We start from the raw sequence: 15,261 nt of genomic DNA on the forward strand, positions 1-15,261 counted from the left end.
ATCACAAAACAACACTTATGAAATTAAATTGGGGCACGAGTATCGTTATAGCAATTATCGCCTTTATAGGCTTCATCATGTACTTTGTAATTACCATGAGTACGGACAAAAGTTATAACCACGATTTAGTAACTGAAAAGTACTATCAAAAAGAATTGACCTATCAGGAAAGTATCAATGCTAGCAAAAATGCGAAACAATTGAGCAGCCCTGTCAAGATATACCGAAGTTCTAACGGATTGACCGTTGAGTTTCCGGAAAACTTTGATCCTACCCTACTTAAGGGAAAAGTGTTCCTATACAGACCATCTAATAAACACCTGGATTTTGAAATGCCACTTTCACTCTCCAATAACTATTTGCTCGTGCCTGAGAATCGTTTATTGGATGGTCGCTGGAACATCACTGTACAGTGGACGTACAAAGATACGCCCTATTTAGTCACGGATGAAATTCTTTACTAATGTTAGTATCTGCACTCATACTAGGACTACTAGGAAGCTTGCATTGCGTGGGCATGTGCGGTCCTATCGCATTTATGCTTCCCGTCAGTAGAAATCAACCCGTAAAGCAGTTTTTTCAAATAACGAGTTATCACCTCGGGCGCGTGCTCAGCTACAGTATTATCGGATTGCTATTTGGCCTACTGGGAAAAGGATTTTTCTTATTCGGGTTTCAACAGCAATTGTCAATACTCGTTGGAATTGGTATGATACTCTTTGTACTCGTACCCAAAATAGGCAGCAAACTACACCAAATGCACTCCCCGCTTCAAAAGGTTATTCTCCGCGTAAAATCGGCCTTGGGAAAAGAACTAAAGAAACAACAAAACGACACCTTTTTCACTTTGGGCTTTTTTAATGGTCTGTTGCCCTGTGGACTTGTATACATGGCAGTGTTTGGAGCTATTGCCACGGGAAACGCTTGGAAAGGTAGTTCGTATATGGCGCTGTTTGGCCTAGGGACTATTCCGTTGATGACTGCTGTCATCTATCTAAAAGGAATCGCCAGTACACAACTTCGCAAAAGGGTGCAAAACGCACTTCCTTACGTACTCGTTTTTATGGGAATTTTGTTTGTAATTCGAGGCTTAGGCCTAGGAATCCCCTACCTCTCTCCAGCAACTCAGGTAAGTATCCTCGAAGCCGCTCCAAAAGGTTGTCATTAAGCATTTTTTAGAAGCGTAACCTGACAAAAATCATGTTTTAAAACGAGGATTCACAGTACCTTAGAGTAACATTAAAAACCAACGACACTATGAAACGAATAATAGTACCAATCGACTTTTCTGTTTACTCTGAAAACGCCTTAAAATCGGCTGCATATCTAGCAAAAAAATACGATGCTGAAATCCTAGCAGTACACATGTTAGAATTGTCAAATGCCATCGTTTCTAGATCAGAATCCTACGCGCAAGAAGAAACTCTCTTTTTGTACAAATTAGCTGAAAACAGATTCAATGAATTTCTTGACAAGTCCTATTTAGAAGGGCTGTCTATAACTCCCATTATCAAGCACTTTAAAATATTTAGCGAAATTGATCAATTAGCACGTGAAGAAAAAGCCGACCTTATTGTGATGGGTTCACAAGGTAGTAGTGGTATTAAAGAGCTCATTATAGGATCGAATACAGAAAAAGTAATCCGCTATGCTCATATACCAGTATTAGTGGTTAAGGACGTTCCTATTGAAGCATCCTTTAAAAAAGTGGTCTTCGCCTGCGATTTTTCAGACGATGATTTGACTGCTTATCAAGACGTCAAAAACTTTTGTCAAAGTATGGACTGTGAATTAAACTTGGTGTATGTAACCACACCCAATGGTCGTTTTAAAAGTACGGAAGAAATCACTCAAAAACTCAGTAAATTTATCAACAAAGCACACGAAAGTATCGAGCTACTAGAAAACGTAAAAATCATTGCTGACTACAGCGTAGAAGAAGGTGTATTGTACTATGCGAATACTGTACACGCCGATGCCATAGTACTGGCAACCCACGGACGAAAGGGAATCGCTCATTTCTTTGAGGGCAGTATAACCGAAGATATAGCCAACCACAGTCAACTTCCGGTAATGACTTTCAAAATATAAAAAAAGGTGTCTTAAATGACACCTTTTTTAGTTTTATGCTTCTCCTGTAGTTCCACCGAAATTCATCGGGATTGGAGGCTGTTCGTAATCTTTAATTTCCCCGTGAACTTGTTCAAACTTTCGAACGTTATCCGCAAGTGCTTTGGTGAGTCTCTTTGCGTGTTGTGGGGTTAAAATAATTCTCGACTTTACCTTAGCTTTAGGCACTCCAGGCATAATATTGATAAAATCGACGATAAACTCAGATACTGAATGATTGATGATCGCTAAGTTACTGTAGGTACCTTCTGCGATATCCTGATCCAATTCAATATTTAACTGAGGTTCGTGATCATTGTTATTATTGTGATCTTCCATAATTTCTGGGTTTAAAAGAGAAAGGCCTCTGCATTAGAGGCCTTTTCTATATAAGTTCTTATAAACTATTTTCGATTTCGTCTTTTGGTCCAACGATTTGTCTATCGTAGTTTCTCATACCTGTACCTGCAGGTATTCTCTTACCAACGATAACATTTTCTTTAAGACCTTCTAAGTAATCAATCTTACCATTTACGGCTGCTTCATTCAATACTTTCGTAGTTTCCTGGAACGATGCCGCTGAGATAAATGATTTCGTTTGTAACGATGCTCTCGTAATACCTTGTAAGATTTGCTCTGCAGTAGCTGGTTGTGCATCTCTAGCTACTACTAAGTCTTTATCTGATCTACGCAATAACGAGTTCTCGTCTCTCAATTGACGCGCGGTAATCATCTGACCTGCTTTTAGGTTTTCTGAATCACCAGCATCTTCAACGATCTTCATTCCGTAAATATTATCGTTCTGCTCGATAAAGTCATTCTTGTGAATCAATTGATTTTCTAAGAATAACGTATCTCCTGAATCGATAATTCTAACTTTACGCATCATTTGACGTACTACTACCTCAAAGTGCTTATCGTTAATTTTTACCCCTTGTAAACGGTATACTTCTTGAATTTCATTTACCAAGTACTCCTGAACTGCTGACGGCCCTTTGATATTCAAAATATCGATTGGCGTAATAGCTCCATCAGATAATGGCATACCTGCCTTGATAAAGTCATTTTCTTGTACTAAGATCTGGTTCGATAATTTGATGAGATATTTCTTGACTTCACCAGTCTTCGACTCAATGATGATTTCACGGTTACCTCTTTTAATCTTACCGAATGATACTACACCATCAATTTGAGCAACTACTGCTGGATTCGATGGGTTACGCGCTTCGAATAATTCCGTTACACGTGGTAAACCTCCTGTAATATCCCCAGCCTTACCAGACTTACGAGGAATCTTCACTAATGTTTTACCAGCTTCCACCTTTTCACCGTCTTCAACGATTAAGTGAGCTCCTACTGGTAAACTGTACGAACGCAATGCATTACCATCTGCATCCTCAATGATTAATGAAGCAATAATTTTCTTGTTCTTAGAATCGGTAATTACCTTCTCTTGGAAACCAGTTTGTTCATCGATTTCAACTGAGTAGTTAATTCCTTGCTCTAAGTTATCAAACTTCACTCTTCCACCAAACTCAGAAACGATTACCCCGTTAAATGGATCCCATTGACAGATTTCGTCTCCTTTGCTGATTTCAGTTCTATCCTTATTGAAAATAATCGATCCGTAAGGAATGTTATTCGTACTTAAAGTGATTCCAGTTTTCTTATCTGTTACTTTAATTTCTGCAGTACGAGAAATTACGATTTCGATTTCTTTACCTTCAGCATCTTTACCAGTTACTGTACGCAAGTCATCGATAGCAACATTTCCAGAGAACTTAGCAATCATCTTGTTGTCCTCAGAGATGTTTCCTGCTACCCCTCCAACGTGGAAGGTACGCAGTGTTAACTGTGTTCCTGGCTCTCCAATTGACTGCGCTGCAATTACACCTACAGCTTCACCAATTTGAACTTTTTTACCAGTTGACAAACTCTGACCGTAACACTTAGCACAGATACCGCGCTTCGACTCACAAGTCAATGCCGAACGTACTTCTACGCGATCGATACCCGCTTCTTCGATAACATCAGCAAGCTTAGGAGTAATCAATCCTCCAGCTTCTACCAATATCTCATCCGACATTGGACGATAAACATCGTATAAAGCAGTACGACCTGAAATTCTATCAGAGATAGACTCTACAATCTCGTCGTTCTTCTTTAATGGCATGATTTCTAATCCACGTAACGTACCACAATCGTCTTGATTCACAATTACATCCTGTGAAACGTCTACTAGACGACGTGTTAAGTATCCAGCATCTGCTGTTTTTAATGCGGTATCGGCAAGTCCTTTACGCGCACCGTGAGTAGAAATAAAGTATTCTAAAATTGATAGTCCTTCCTTAAAGTTCGAAAGAATCGGGTTTTCGATAATTTCACCACCACCCGCAGTTGATTTTTTCGGCTTTGCCATCAGACCACGCATACCCGTCAACTGACGAATCTGCTCTTTCGATCCACGAGCTCCAGAATCTAACATCATAAATACCGAGTTAAATCCTTGTTGATCCTCACGTAAACGCTTCATCGATAACTCAGTTAATTCATTATTGGTTCTACCCCAAATATCAATTACCTGGTTATAACGTTCTTTTTGAGTCAACATACCCATGTTATAGTTCATGATAATTCCGTCAACCTCTTTGTTGGCTTCAGCAATCATTTCATGCTTTTCTGGTGGGATAATGATATCCCCTAATGAGAATGACAATCCACCTTGGAAGGCAAATGTATAACCCATATCCTTGATTGAATCTAAGAATTTACCTACTTCAGGTATTGAAGTCACCTTTAAGATTCCTCCAATAATTCCACGTAGTGATTTCTTAGTCAATACTTCGTTGATATATCCAGCTTGCTCAGGAACTACCTCATTAAACAACACTCTACCTACAGTTGTTGCAATGATTCTGTCTACTAAGTTTCCATTCTCATCGATGTCCTTAGTACGAACTTTAATTCCGGCATTTAAGTCAACACGCTCTTCGTTGTAGGCGATGTTTACCTCTTCAGGAGAGTAGAAAGTTAATCCTTCTCCTTTAATAGGTACTTCTGGCGTTGACTTACGCTCTTTTGTCATATAATACAATCCTAATACCATATCCTGAGAAGGTACGGTAATAGGTGCACCGTTTGCTGGGTTTAAGATATTGTGAGAAGCGAGCATTAATAACTGAGCTTCTAAAATAGCCTCTGGCCCTAACGGTAAGTGAACCGCCATCTGATCCCCATCGAAATCGGCATTGAAGGCCGTACATACTAATGGGTGTAAGCGAATTGCTTTACCTTCGATTAATTTTGGTTGGAAGGCTTGGATTCCTAAACGGTGTAAGGTAGGAGCACGGTTTAATAATACCGGATGTCCTTTAATTACGTTTTCAAGAATATCCCAAACTACAGGTTCTTTTCTGTCGATAATTTTCTTCGCAGATTTAACCGTTTTTACGATACCTCTTTCGATAAGCTTACGAATTACGAATGGCTTGTACAATTCAGCAGCCATATCTTTTGGTAATCCACACTCGTAAAGCTTTAACTCAGGTCCAACAACAATTACCGAACGCGCTGAGTAATCCACACGTTTTCCTAATAAGTTTTGACGGAAACGTCCTTGCTTCCCTTTTAAACTATCAGAAAGTGATTTTAATGGACGATTCGATTCTGTCTTAACAGCTGATGCCTTACGCGTGTTATCGAATAACGAATCTACAGATTCCTGTAACATACGTTTTTCGTTACGCAAAATCACCTCAGGTGCTTTGATCTCCATCAAACGCTTTAAACGGTTGTTACGGATAATCACACGACGGTATAAATCATTCAAATCAGAAGTCGCAAAACGACCACCATCTAACGGTACTAACGGACGTAATTCTGGTGGGATTACTGGTACCACCTTCATGATCATCCATTCTGGTTTGTTTTCTCTGTTCTTTTGAGAATCTCTAAACGACTCTACAACATTCAAACGCTTTAATGCCTCGTTTTTACGTTGCTTAGAAGTTTCTGTATTGGCTTTGTGACGTAACTCGTAAGAAAGTGCATCTAAATCGATACGCTCTAACAAGTCGATCAAACACTCAGCTCCCATCTTAGCGATGAATTTATTTGGATCACTATCTTCAAGGTACATATTATCTTGAGGAAGTTCATCCATAATATCCAAGTACTCCTCTTCCGTTAAGAAATCCATTTTTTGCAATGGCTCTCCTTCGGTATTTTTGGCGATACCTGGTTGAATTACTACGTAACGTTCGTAGTAAATAATCATATCTAATTTCTTAGATGGCAACCCTAAAAGGTATCCCATCTTATTTGGTAACGATCTGAAGTACCAAATGTGTGCTACAGGAACGACTAAGTTAATGTGTCCAACGCGGTCTCTACGTACTTTTTTCTCAGTAACTTCAACCCCACAACGGTCACATACGATTCCTTTGTAACGAATTCTTTTATACTTACCACAAGCACACTCATAATCTTTTACAGGACCGAAGATTCGCTCACAGAACAAACCGTCTCTTTCCGGCTTATGCGTACGGTAATTAATAGTTTCTGGCTTTAACACTTCCCCTCTAGAAGCCTCCAAGATAGACTCTGGTGATGCTAAACCAATTGAAATTTTGTTAAACTTCTTAACAGTGTATTTTTCGTTTTTTCTTGCCATGATAATGGATTCGAATTAAAATAAAATGTCTTTTACAAGACGCATATTGAAAAAATGATTTGCCTCAGCACACGAGGTGCTGAGACATTTCACTGTGCTTATTCTTCTAACTTAACGTCTAATCCTAAACCTTTAAGTTCGTGCATTAATACGTTGAATGATTCTGGTAAACCAGGTTCTGGCATAGCCTCACCTTTAACGATGCTCTCATAAGTTTTGGCTCTACCGAGTACATCATCAGATTTAACCGTTAAGATCTCACGTAGGATACTAGATGCACCATAGGCCTCAAGAGCCCATACCTCCATCTCTCCAAAACGCTGACCTCCAAACTGAGCTTTACCTCCTAATGGCTGTTGAGTAATCAACGAGTAAGGTCCAATAGAACGGGCGTGCATCTTGTCTTCAATCATGTGACCTAGTTTAATCATATAGATTACCCCTACGGTTGCTGGTTGATCAAAACGCTTCCCTGTACCTCCATCAAATAAGTAGGTATGACCAAAACGAGGAATTCCAGCTTCGTCTGTCAACTTATTGATTTCGTCTAATGAAGCTCCGTCGAAAATTGGAGTTGCGTACTTCTGACCTAATTTCAATCCAGCCCATCCAAGTACTGTTTCATAAATCTGTCCGATGTTCATACGCGATGGTACCCCTAATGGATTCAATACGATATCTACTGGTGTTCCATCTTCTAAGAATGGCATGTCTTCCTGACGAACGATACGTGCAACGATACCCTTGTTTCCGTGACGTCCTGCCATTTTATCTCCAACTTTCAATTTACGTTTCTTAGCTACGTAAATTTTAGCCAATTTCAAGATACCCGCTGGAAGCTCATCCCCTACAGAAATGGTAAACTTCTCTCTACGCAATACCCCTTGTAAGTCGTTCACTTTAATCTTGTAGTTGTGTACTAATTCCACAACCAATCTGTTTAAGTCTTTGTCTGTTGTCCAAACACCGCTCAAGTGCGTGAAGTCTTCTACAGAATTCAACATCTTTTGCGTGAACTTCTTACCTTTTGGCAATACCTCTTCTCCTAAGTCATTGTAAACTCCTTGTGAAGTTTTTCCAGTAACTAAATTGAAAAGTTTATCTACTAAACGCTCTTTAAGCCCTTCGAACTTAGAAACGTAAGACGCTTCTAAGGTTGCAATAGCTTCCTTATCACGTGCACGTTTGTTCTTGTCCTTAACAGCGCGTTTGAATAATTTTTTATTAATTACAACTCCTCGTAACGAAGGTGATGCTTTTAATGATGCATCTTTAACATCTCCAGCTTTATCACCGAAGATTGCGCGTAATAATTTCTCTTCTGGAGTTGGGTCAGATTCCCCTTTTGGAGTAATCTTACCAATTAAGATATCTCCAGGATTTACCTCCGCTCCAATTCTGATCATTCCGTTTTCATCGAGGTCTTTAGTAGCCTCTTCAGAAACGTTCGGAATATCATTTGTCAATTCTTCCGCACCTAACTTCGTATCTCGTACATCCAATGAATATTCATCGATGTGGATAGATGTAAAGATATCCTCACGTACTACACGCTCAGAAATCACGATTGCATCCTCAAAGTTGTATCCTTTCCAAGGCATGAAGGCAACTTTCATGTTTCTACCTAAAGCTAATTCCCCTTGTTGGGTAGCGTATCCTTCACAAAGTACTTGTCCTTCCTCAACGCGATCTCCTCTCTTAACGATAGGCTTCAAGTTGATGTTGGTTCCTTGGTTGGTTTTTCTAAATTTAATAAGGTCGTACGACTTTTCATCAGAATCAAAACTCACCATACGCTCTTCTTCGGTACGATCGTATTTGATAATAATTTTGTTCGCATCAACGTACTCTACTTCACCAGCTCCTTCCGCATTGATCAAAATACGTGAATCTTTGGCAACGCGACGCTCTAATCCAGTTCCGACAATTGGAGATTCTGGACGCAATAATGGTACTGCTTGACGCATCATGTTCGATCCCATCAAAGCACGGTTGGCATCATCGTGTTCCAAGAAAGGAATTAGCGACGCTGAAATCGAAGCGATCTGGTTAGGAGCAACGTCCATATAATTAATTGCCTCAGGCGTTTCCACTGGGAAGTCACCTTCTTCACGAGCAATAACTCTGTCCGTTCCGAAAGTTCCATCTTCGTTAACAGGAAGATTCGACTGTGCAATTTTCTTTCCTTCTTCCTCCTCAGCACTTAAATAGATAGGCTCTTCTGGAGCAACAACCCCATTCTCTACCTTTTTATAAGGAGTTTCGATAAATCCTAAATTATTTACCTTAGCAAATACCGCTAAAGACGAAATAAGACCAATGTTCGGTCCTTCCGGTGTTTCAATAGGACATAAACGACCGTAGTGCGTATAGTGAACGTCACGCACCTCGAATCCTGCACGCTCTCTCGATAAACCTCCAGGCCCTAATGCCGATAAACGACGCTTGTGAGTAATCTCTGCTAATGGATTGGTTTGATCCATAAATTGAGACAACTGGTTAGTTCCGAAGAACGAGTTGATTACAGACGATAACGTCTTTGCATTAATCAAATCGATTGGCGTAAAGACTTCGTTATCACGAACGTTCATACGCTCGCGAATCGTACGTGCCATACGCGCTAAACCAACACCGAATTGTCCGGCTAACTGCTCACCAACGGTTCTCACACGACGGTTCGATAAGTGATCGATATCATCTACTTCAGCCTTAGAATTGATCAACTCAATCAAGTACTTGATAATGGTAATGATATCGTTCTTAGTCAATACCTTTTGATCTAAATCTTCATCTAAACCTAATTTCGTATTCATTCTAAAACGTCCTACTTCCCCTAAACTATAACGTTGTTCAGAGAAGAATAACTTCTCGATAATTCCACGAGCAGTCTCCTCATCTGGCGGTTCAGCATTACGTAATTGTCTATAGATATGTTCTACGGCCTCTTTTTCAGAGTTGGTAGGATCTTTTTGTAATGTATTGTGGATGATGGCATAATCGGCCTGTAAATTATCCTCTTTGTGAATAAGGATAGTTTTAGCTCCAGACTCGATAATTTCATCGATGTGTTCTTTCTCTAAAATGGTATCACGATCAAAAATGATTTCGTTACGCTCAATCGATACTACTTCTCCTGTATCCTCATCAACGAAATCTTCGTGCCAAGTTTTTAATACTCTCGCAGCTAATTTAGCCCCTAAAATTTTCTTTAATCCAGCTTTAGAAACCTTCACTTCCTCTGCTAAATCAAAGATCTCTAAAATATCTTTATCTCTTTCAAAACCTATGGCTCTGAATAACGTAGTTACTGGTAATTTTTTCTTTCTATCGATATAGGCGTACATCACCTGATTAATATCGGTAGCAAATTCAATCCATGATCCTTTAAAAGGAATAACTCTGGCTGAATATAATTTTGTTCCATTTGCGTGGAACGATTGTCCAAAGAATACACCAGGAGAACGGTGTAACTGAGATACCACTACACGCTCGGCACCATTGATAATAAAGGTACCTGAATTGGTCATATAAGGAATTGTACCTAAATACACATCTTGAACGATCGTTTCGAAGTCTTCGTGTTCAGGATCGGTACAGTATAACTTTAAACGCGCTTTTAAAGGTACACTATAAGTTAATCCACGCTCAATACACTCTTGGATGCTGTATCTTGGTGGGTCAACAAAGTAGTCTAAAAATTCTAATACAAATTGATTACGGGTATCAGTAATCGGAAAGTTGTCCATGAAAGTCTTGTATAAACCTTCATTACCTCGCTCCTCAGCCTTCGTTTGAAGTTGGAAAAAATCCTGGAAAGATTTTACCTGAATATCTAGAAAATCTGGATAGTCAGCTCCTAATTGAGATGATGCGAAGTTAATTCTTTCAGTAGTGTTTATCGTTGCCAAAAGAGATACTATTTTTAAATTAAAAATATTTTGTTTGAAACTGTAGGTTTCAAGAATGCAATTTTTATTGCAACAACCGATTCTAAATCAGTTTTTTATAGTCGTATAATCACAGAGAACGGTCTGTGATTCGATATAGAACGAATATATACACAAAATGGTTTAGGTCTAGAAACATAAGTCTCTAGTACCTAAACCTTTATTGTTTTCCCCGTGGATTCACGGGTGAAGAAATTACTTAAGCTCTACTTCAGCTCCAGCTTCTTCTAAAGACTTCTTAAGACCTTCAGCCTCATCTTTAGATACTGCTTCTTTTACTGCTGCTGGTGCGCTATCAACGATCCCTTTAGCTTCTTTTAATCCTAAACCAGTTAATTCTTTAACTAATTTAACAACTGCTAATTTAGATCCTCCTGCTGCTTTTAAGATAACGTCAAATTCAGTTTTCTCTTCAGCTGCTTCTCCTGCTCCTCCAGCTGGACCTGCTACTGCAACTGCTGCTGCAGCTGGCTCAATACCATACTCTTCTTTTAAAATATCAGCTAATTCATTAACTTCTTTTACTGTTAAGTTAACTAATTGTTCTGCGAAATCTTTTAAATCTGCCATTTTAATTGTTTTTTAAAAATTTTATTATTTTAGTTTATTAGTGCGCTATTTTATTTTTCTGATAAGGTCTTTAAGATACCAGCCAACTTACCTCCACCTGATTGAAGTGCTGAAACAACATTCTTCGCAGGCGATTGTAATAATCCAACGATATCACCGATAAGTTCTTCTCTAGACTTGATGTTAACAAGAGCGTCTAATTGGTCATCTCCAACATAAACAGCTTCCTCAACATAAGCACCTTTTAATAAAGGCTTGTCTGATTTTTTTCTGAACTCTTTAATAACCTTTGCTGGAGCGTTAGACGCCTCAGCGATTAACATTGAAGTGTTACCTTTCAATACGTCTTGTAACTCTCCAAATTCTTTATCAGAAGCTTCCATTGCCTTAGCAAGCAATGTGTTCTTTACAACAGCCAATTGTACGTTAGCTTTAAAACAAGCTCTACGTAAGTTAGATGTAGTGACTGCATCTAAACCAGAAATATCTGCTAAATAGATCGTGTTAGTATCTGCTAATTGTGCTGTTAAATCTTGTATTACTTGTGATTTTTCTTCTCTAGTCATGATAAAAAAGTTTTAACTGCCTTACGATACAGATTTTACATCTACTGCAATACTAGGACTCATAGTAGAAGACATAAAGATGCTCTTCATGTAAGTTCCCTTAGCTGCAGTTGGCTTTAATTTGATAAGTGTTTGAATTAACTCATTTGCATTTTCTTCAATCTTCTTAGCATCGAAAGATACTTTTCCGATTGCAGCGTGTACAATACCAGTTTTGTCAACTTTAAAGTCAATTTTACCAGCTTTAACTTCTTGTACTGCCTTTGCAACATCCATCGTTACTGTACCAGTCTTAGGGTTTGGCATTAAACCTCTTGGTCCTAAAATACGACCTAAAGGACCTAATTTACCCATAACACTAGGCATAGTGATGATTACATCAACATCAGTCCACCCTCCTTTAATCTTTTGTAGGTATTCATCTAATCCTACGTAGTCAGCTCCAGCTTCTTTAGCTTCTGCTTCCTTATCTGGAGTTACTAATGCCAATACTTTTACATCTTTACCTGTTCCGTGTGGTAATGTTACAACCCCACGTACCATTTGATTTGCTTTACGAGGATCTACTCCTAAACGCACAGCTACATCCACTGATGCATCAAACTTAACGGTAGTAATATCTTTTACTAACGCTGATGCTTCTGCTAAACCATAAACTTTAGAGCTATCAATTTTAGCGCGAGCCTCTTTTTGTTTTTTAGTCAATTTTGCCATTTTCTAAAACGCTTTAAAATTTATTCAGGAGCATCACCTGTTACTGTTAATCCCATTGAGCGAGCCGTTCCTGCAATCATTCTTGCTGCTGAAGCGATTTCGAAAGCGTTTAAATCTGCCATCTTATCTTCTGCAATTGCAATACATTGATCCCAAGTAACGCTAGCTACTTTTTTCCTATTAGGTTCTCCAGAACCTTTCTTAATCTTGGCCGCTTCTAATAATTGTACTGCAGCTGGTGGTGTTTTTACAACAAACTCGAAAGATTTGTCTGTATAAACTGTGATAACAACAGGTAATACTTTACCTTGTTTGTCCTGTGTACGAGCATTAAACTGCTTACAGAACTCCATGATGTTAACACCGGCAGCACCTAAAGCGGGTCCAACTGGTGGCGACGGATTCGCAGCACCTCCCCTAACTTGTAGTTTTACTAATTTACTTACTTCTTTTGCCATTGTTTAAGATTTAATGATGTGCTGTTTAGTGGAAGCTAACAGCCATCTTTAATATAGGTGTAACAATTAAATTTTCTCTACTTGCATATAGTTAAGCTCCAATGGTGTTTTTCTACCAAAGATCTTAACCATAACTTCTAGCTTACGCTTTTCTTCATTTACATTTTCAACCGTTCCGTCGAATCCGTTAAATGGTCCGTCAATAACTTTGACAGTTTCTCCAACGTTGTAAGGAATCGCAACGTTCTCATCTTTTACAGACAATTCGTCTACCTTACCTAACATACGATTTACTTCTGATTTACGCATTGGAACAGGATCACCTCCTTTAGTTTCACCTAAAAACCCGATAACTCCAGTTACCGATTTAATTACGTGAGGAACCTCTCCGGCTAAATTAGCTTCAACCATAACGTATCCTGGAAAATAAACGCGTTCGCGGTTTATCTTTTTCCCATTGCGTACTTGAATAACCTTTTCCGTAGGAACAATAACTTGGTTTACATAATCCGCTAACCCATGACGAGCAATTTCAGTCTCGATATACGTCTTTACTTTATTCTCTTGGCCACCAATTGCTCTCACAACGTACCACTTCATCACCGTTTCTGCCATTACTGAGCGATCATGTTAAAAAAGTTATCTAATCCCATCTGAAAAACTTTATCTATGCCAGCTACTACTACAGCGAATATAACTGTAAATGCAGCAACAATTACCGTAGACTTTTGCGCTTCTTCACGAGTTGCCCAGGTCATATTTGTATTTAATTCTTCAAAAGAATCCTTAATGTATTGTACAAAGTTATTCATGATTTAATCCTTTTAACGAGTTACAGTAAGAAACCATAACTCGTTTAGTTTTGCACGGGTTGAGAGACTCGAACTCCCGACACCTGGTTTTGGAGACCAGTGCTCTACCAACTGAGCTAAACCCGTATTTGTTTTATTTGAAAAGAGTCTCCGTCTCGACAGAGACTCTTTTTTTTATATAGGTAAATTATTAGTCTAATAATTCAGTTACCTGACCAGCTCCTACTGTTCTACCTCCTTCACGGATAGCGAACTGTAAACCTACGTTTAATGCGATAGGTTGGATTAAGTCAACAGTAATAGTTAAGTTATCACCAGGCATTACCATTTCAACTCCATCAGGAAGCGCGATGTTTCCAGTTACGTCAGTTGTACGTACGTAGAACTGTGGACGGTAGTTGTTGTGGAATGGAGTGTGACGTCCACCTTCTTCTTTTTTCAAGATATATACCTCAGCTTTAAACTTAGCGTGTGGAGTTACAGAACCTGGCTTACAGATTACCATTCCTCTCTTGATATCATTCTTGTCAATACCTCTTAATAAGATACCAGCGTTATCACCAGCTTCTCCTCTATCTAAGATTTGACGGAACATTTCAATACCAGTTACAGTAGAAGTTAATTTCTCCTCACCCATACCGATGATATCTACAGCATCTCCAGTGTTGATGATACCAGTTTCGATACGTCCAGTTGCAACAGTACCACGACCAGTAATAGAGAATACATCCTCGATAGGCATTAAGAAATCTTTCTCAGTATCTCTTGGTGGCTCCTCGATCCAAGTATCAACAGCCTCCATTAATTCTAATACTGTGTTCACCCACTTCTCTTCACCGTTTAAGGCACCTAAAGCTGAACCAGCGATTACAGGACCATTATCTCCATCGTACTCGTAGAAAGATAATAAATCTCTAACTTCCATTTCTACTAACTCTAATAACTCCTCATCGTCAACCATATCAACTTTGTTTAAGAAAACAACGATACGTGGAATACCTACCTGACGACCTAATAAGATGTGTTCACGAGTTTGTGGCATTGGACCATCAGTAGCAGCAACTACTAAGATAGCACCATCCATTTGTGCAGCACCAGTTACCATGTTCTTTACGTAATCGGCGTGACCTGGACAGTCAACGTGAGCATAGTGACGATTAGCTGTAGCATACTCTACGTGAGAAGAGTTAATTGTAATACCTCTTTCTTTCTCTTCTGGAGCGTTATCAATTTGATCAAATGCTCTTTGCTCAGAGTATCCTGCATCTGCTAAAACTTTAGTGATTGCAGCAGTTAAAGTAGTTTTACCGTGATCTACGTGACCGATAGTACCTACGTTTAAGTGCGGTTTCGAACGATCATAAGTTCCTTTTGCCATGATTATTAATTTTAATTCTTAGTTAAATATATTTA

General features: G+C 38.9%; 13 protein-coding genes and 1 tRNA gene. 3 read left to right on the forward strand and 11 right to left on the reverse strand.

What is annotated here, in order from left to right; translation table 11 throughout:
• Positions 1-17 precede the first annotated feature (17 nt).
• The 3 genes from ACKTS5_RS16700 (at position 18) to ACKTS5_RS16710 (ending at position 2,091) form a co-directional block, all read left to right on the forward strand.
• Positions 18-464: a FixH family protein gene (locus ACKTS5_RS16700; RefSeq protein ID WP_408045026.1), complete on the forward strand. Its 447-nt coding sequence runs from the start codon at positions 18-20 to the stop codon at positions 462-464.
• The gene (locus ACKTS5_RS16705) at positions 464-1,168 is read left to right on the forward strand and encodes a sulfite exporter TauE/SafE family protein (RefSeq protein WP_408045027.1); all 705 of its coding nucleotides are present in this window, start codon (positions 464-466) and stop codon (positions 1,166-1,168) included. Before ACKTS5_RS16700 ends, ACKTS5_RS16705 begins: the two co-directional genes overlap by 1 nt.
• A gap of 89 nt (positions 1,169-1,257) precedes the next feature.
• The gene (locus ACKTS5_RS16710) at positions 1,258-2,091 is read left to right on the forward strand and encodes a universal stress protein (protein ID WP_408045028.1); all 834 of its coding nucleotides are present in this window, start codon (positions 1,258-1,260) and stop codon (positions 2,089-2,091) included.
• Positions 2,092-2,124: 33 nt separating this feature from the next.
• Here the strand turns inward: ACKTS5_RS16710 and ACKTS5_RS16715 are convergent, their stop codons facing one another.
• The 11 genes from ACKTS5_RS16715 to tuf form a co-directional block, all read right to left on the reverse strand.
• Positions 2,125-2,448 (reverse strand): DUF3467 domain-containing protein, encoded by a 324-nt coding sequence (locus tag ACKTS5_RS16715; protein ID WP_408045029.1) that lies wholly within the window; start codon positions 2,446-2,448, stop codon positions 2,125-2,127.
• 58 nt (positions 2,449-2,506) lie between these two features.
• Positions 2,507-6,781 carry a DNA-directed RNA polymerase subunit beta' gene (gene rpoC, locus ACKTS5_RS16720; protein ID WP_408045030.1) on the reverse strand — a complete coding sequence of 1,425 codons (4,275 nt, stop codon included), beginning with the start codon at positions 6,779-6,781 and terminating at the stop codon, positions 2,507-2,509.
• A gap of 98 nt (positions 6,782-6,879) precedes the next feature.
• Positions 6,880-10,689 (reverse strand): DNA-directed RNA polymerase subunit beta, encoded by a 3,810-nt coding sequence (gene rpoB / locus ACKTS5_RS16725; RefSeq protein WP_408045031.1) that lies wholly within the window; start codon positions 10,687-10,689, stop codon positions 6,880-6,882.
• A gap of 234 nt (positions 10,690-10,923) precedes the next feature.
• Positions 10,924-11,298, reverse strand: coding sequence for a 50S ribosomal protein L7/L12 (gene rplL, locus ACKTS5_RS16730; protein ID WP_408045032.1), 375 nt, complete (start codon positions 11,296-11,298; stop codon positions 10,924-10,926).
• 50 nt (positions 11,299-11,348) lie between these two features.
• Positions 11,349-11,864, reverse strand: a complete 516-nt coding sequence (gene rplJ / locus ACKTS5_RS16735) for a 50S ribosomal protein L10 (RefSeq protein WP_408045033.1) — start codon at positions 11,862-11,864, stop codon at positions 11,349-11,351.
• A gap of 21 nt (positions 11,865-11,885) precedes the next feature.
• Positions 11,886-12,578 carry a 50S ribosomal protein L1 gene (gene rplA / locus ACKTS5_RS16740; RefSeq protein WP_408045034.1) on the reverse strand — a complete coding sequence of 231 codons (693 nt, stop codon included), beginning with the start codon at positions 12,576-12,578 and terminating at the stop codon, positions 11,886-11,888.
• Positions 12,579-12,598: 20 nt separating this feature from the next.
• Positions 12,599-13,036 (reverse strand): 50S ribosomal protein L11, encoded by a 438-nt coding sequence (rplK, locus tag ACKTS5_RS16745; protein ID WP_408045035.1) that lies wholly within the window; start codon positions 13,034-13,036, stop codon positions 12,599-12,601.
• Positions 13,037-13,102: 66 nt separating this feature from the next.
• Positions 13,103-13,651 (reverse strand): transcription termination/antitermination protein NusG, encoded by a 549-nt coding sequence (nusG, locus tag ACKTS5_RS16750; RefSeq protein ID WP_408045036.1) that lies wholly within the window; start codon positions 13,649-13,651, stop codon positions 13,103-13,105.
• Entirely contained in the window at positions 13,651-13,848 is a 198-nt protein-coding gene (secE, locus tag ACKTS5_RS16755; RefSeq protein WP_408045037.1) for a preprotein translocase subunit SecE, read from the reverse strand. The genes nusG and secE overlap by 1 nt, the downstream gene beginning before the upstream one ends.
• A gap of 53 nt (positions 13,849-13,901) precedes the next feature.
• Positions 13,902-13,974 (reverse strand) — tRNA-Trp (locus ACKTS5_RS16760).
• A 64-nt stretch (positions 13,975-14,038) separates the two neighbouring features.
• On the reverse strand, positions 14,039-15,226 hold the full coding sequence (gene tuf / locus ACKTS5_RS16765) for an elongation factor Tu (RefSeq protein ID WP_408045038.1): 1,188 nt from the start codon (positions 15,224-15,226) through the stop codon (positions 14,039-14,041).
• Positions 15,227-15,261: the final 35 nt, after the last annotated feature.

This window comes from Tenacibaculum litopenaei (genome assembly GCF_964514025.1).
In the GTDB taxonomy this organism is placed as follows: Bacteria; Bacteroidota; Bacteroidia; order Flavobacteriales; family Flavobacteriaceae; genus Polaribacter; species Polaribacter litopenaei.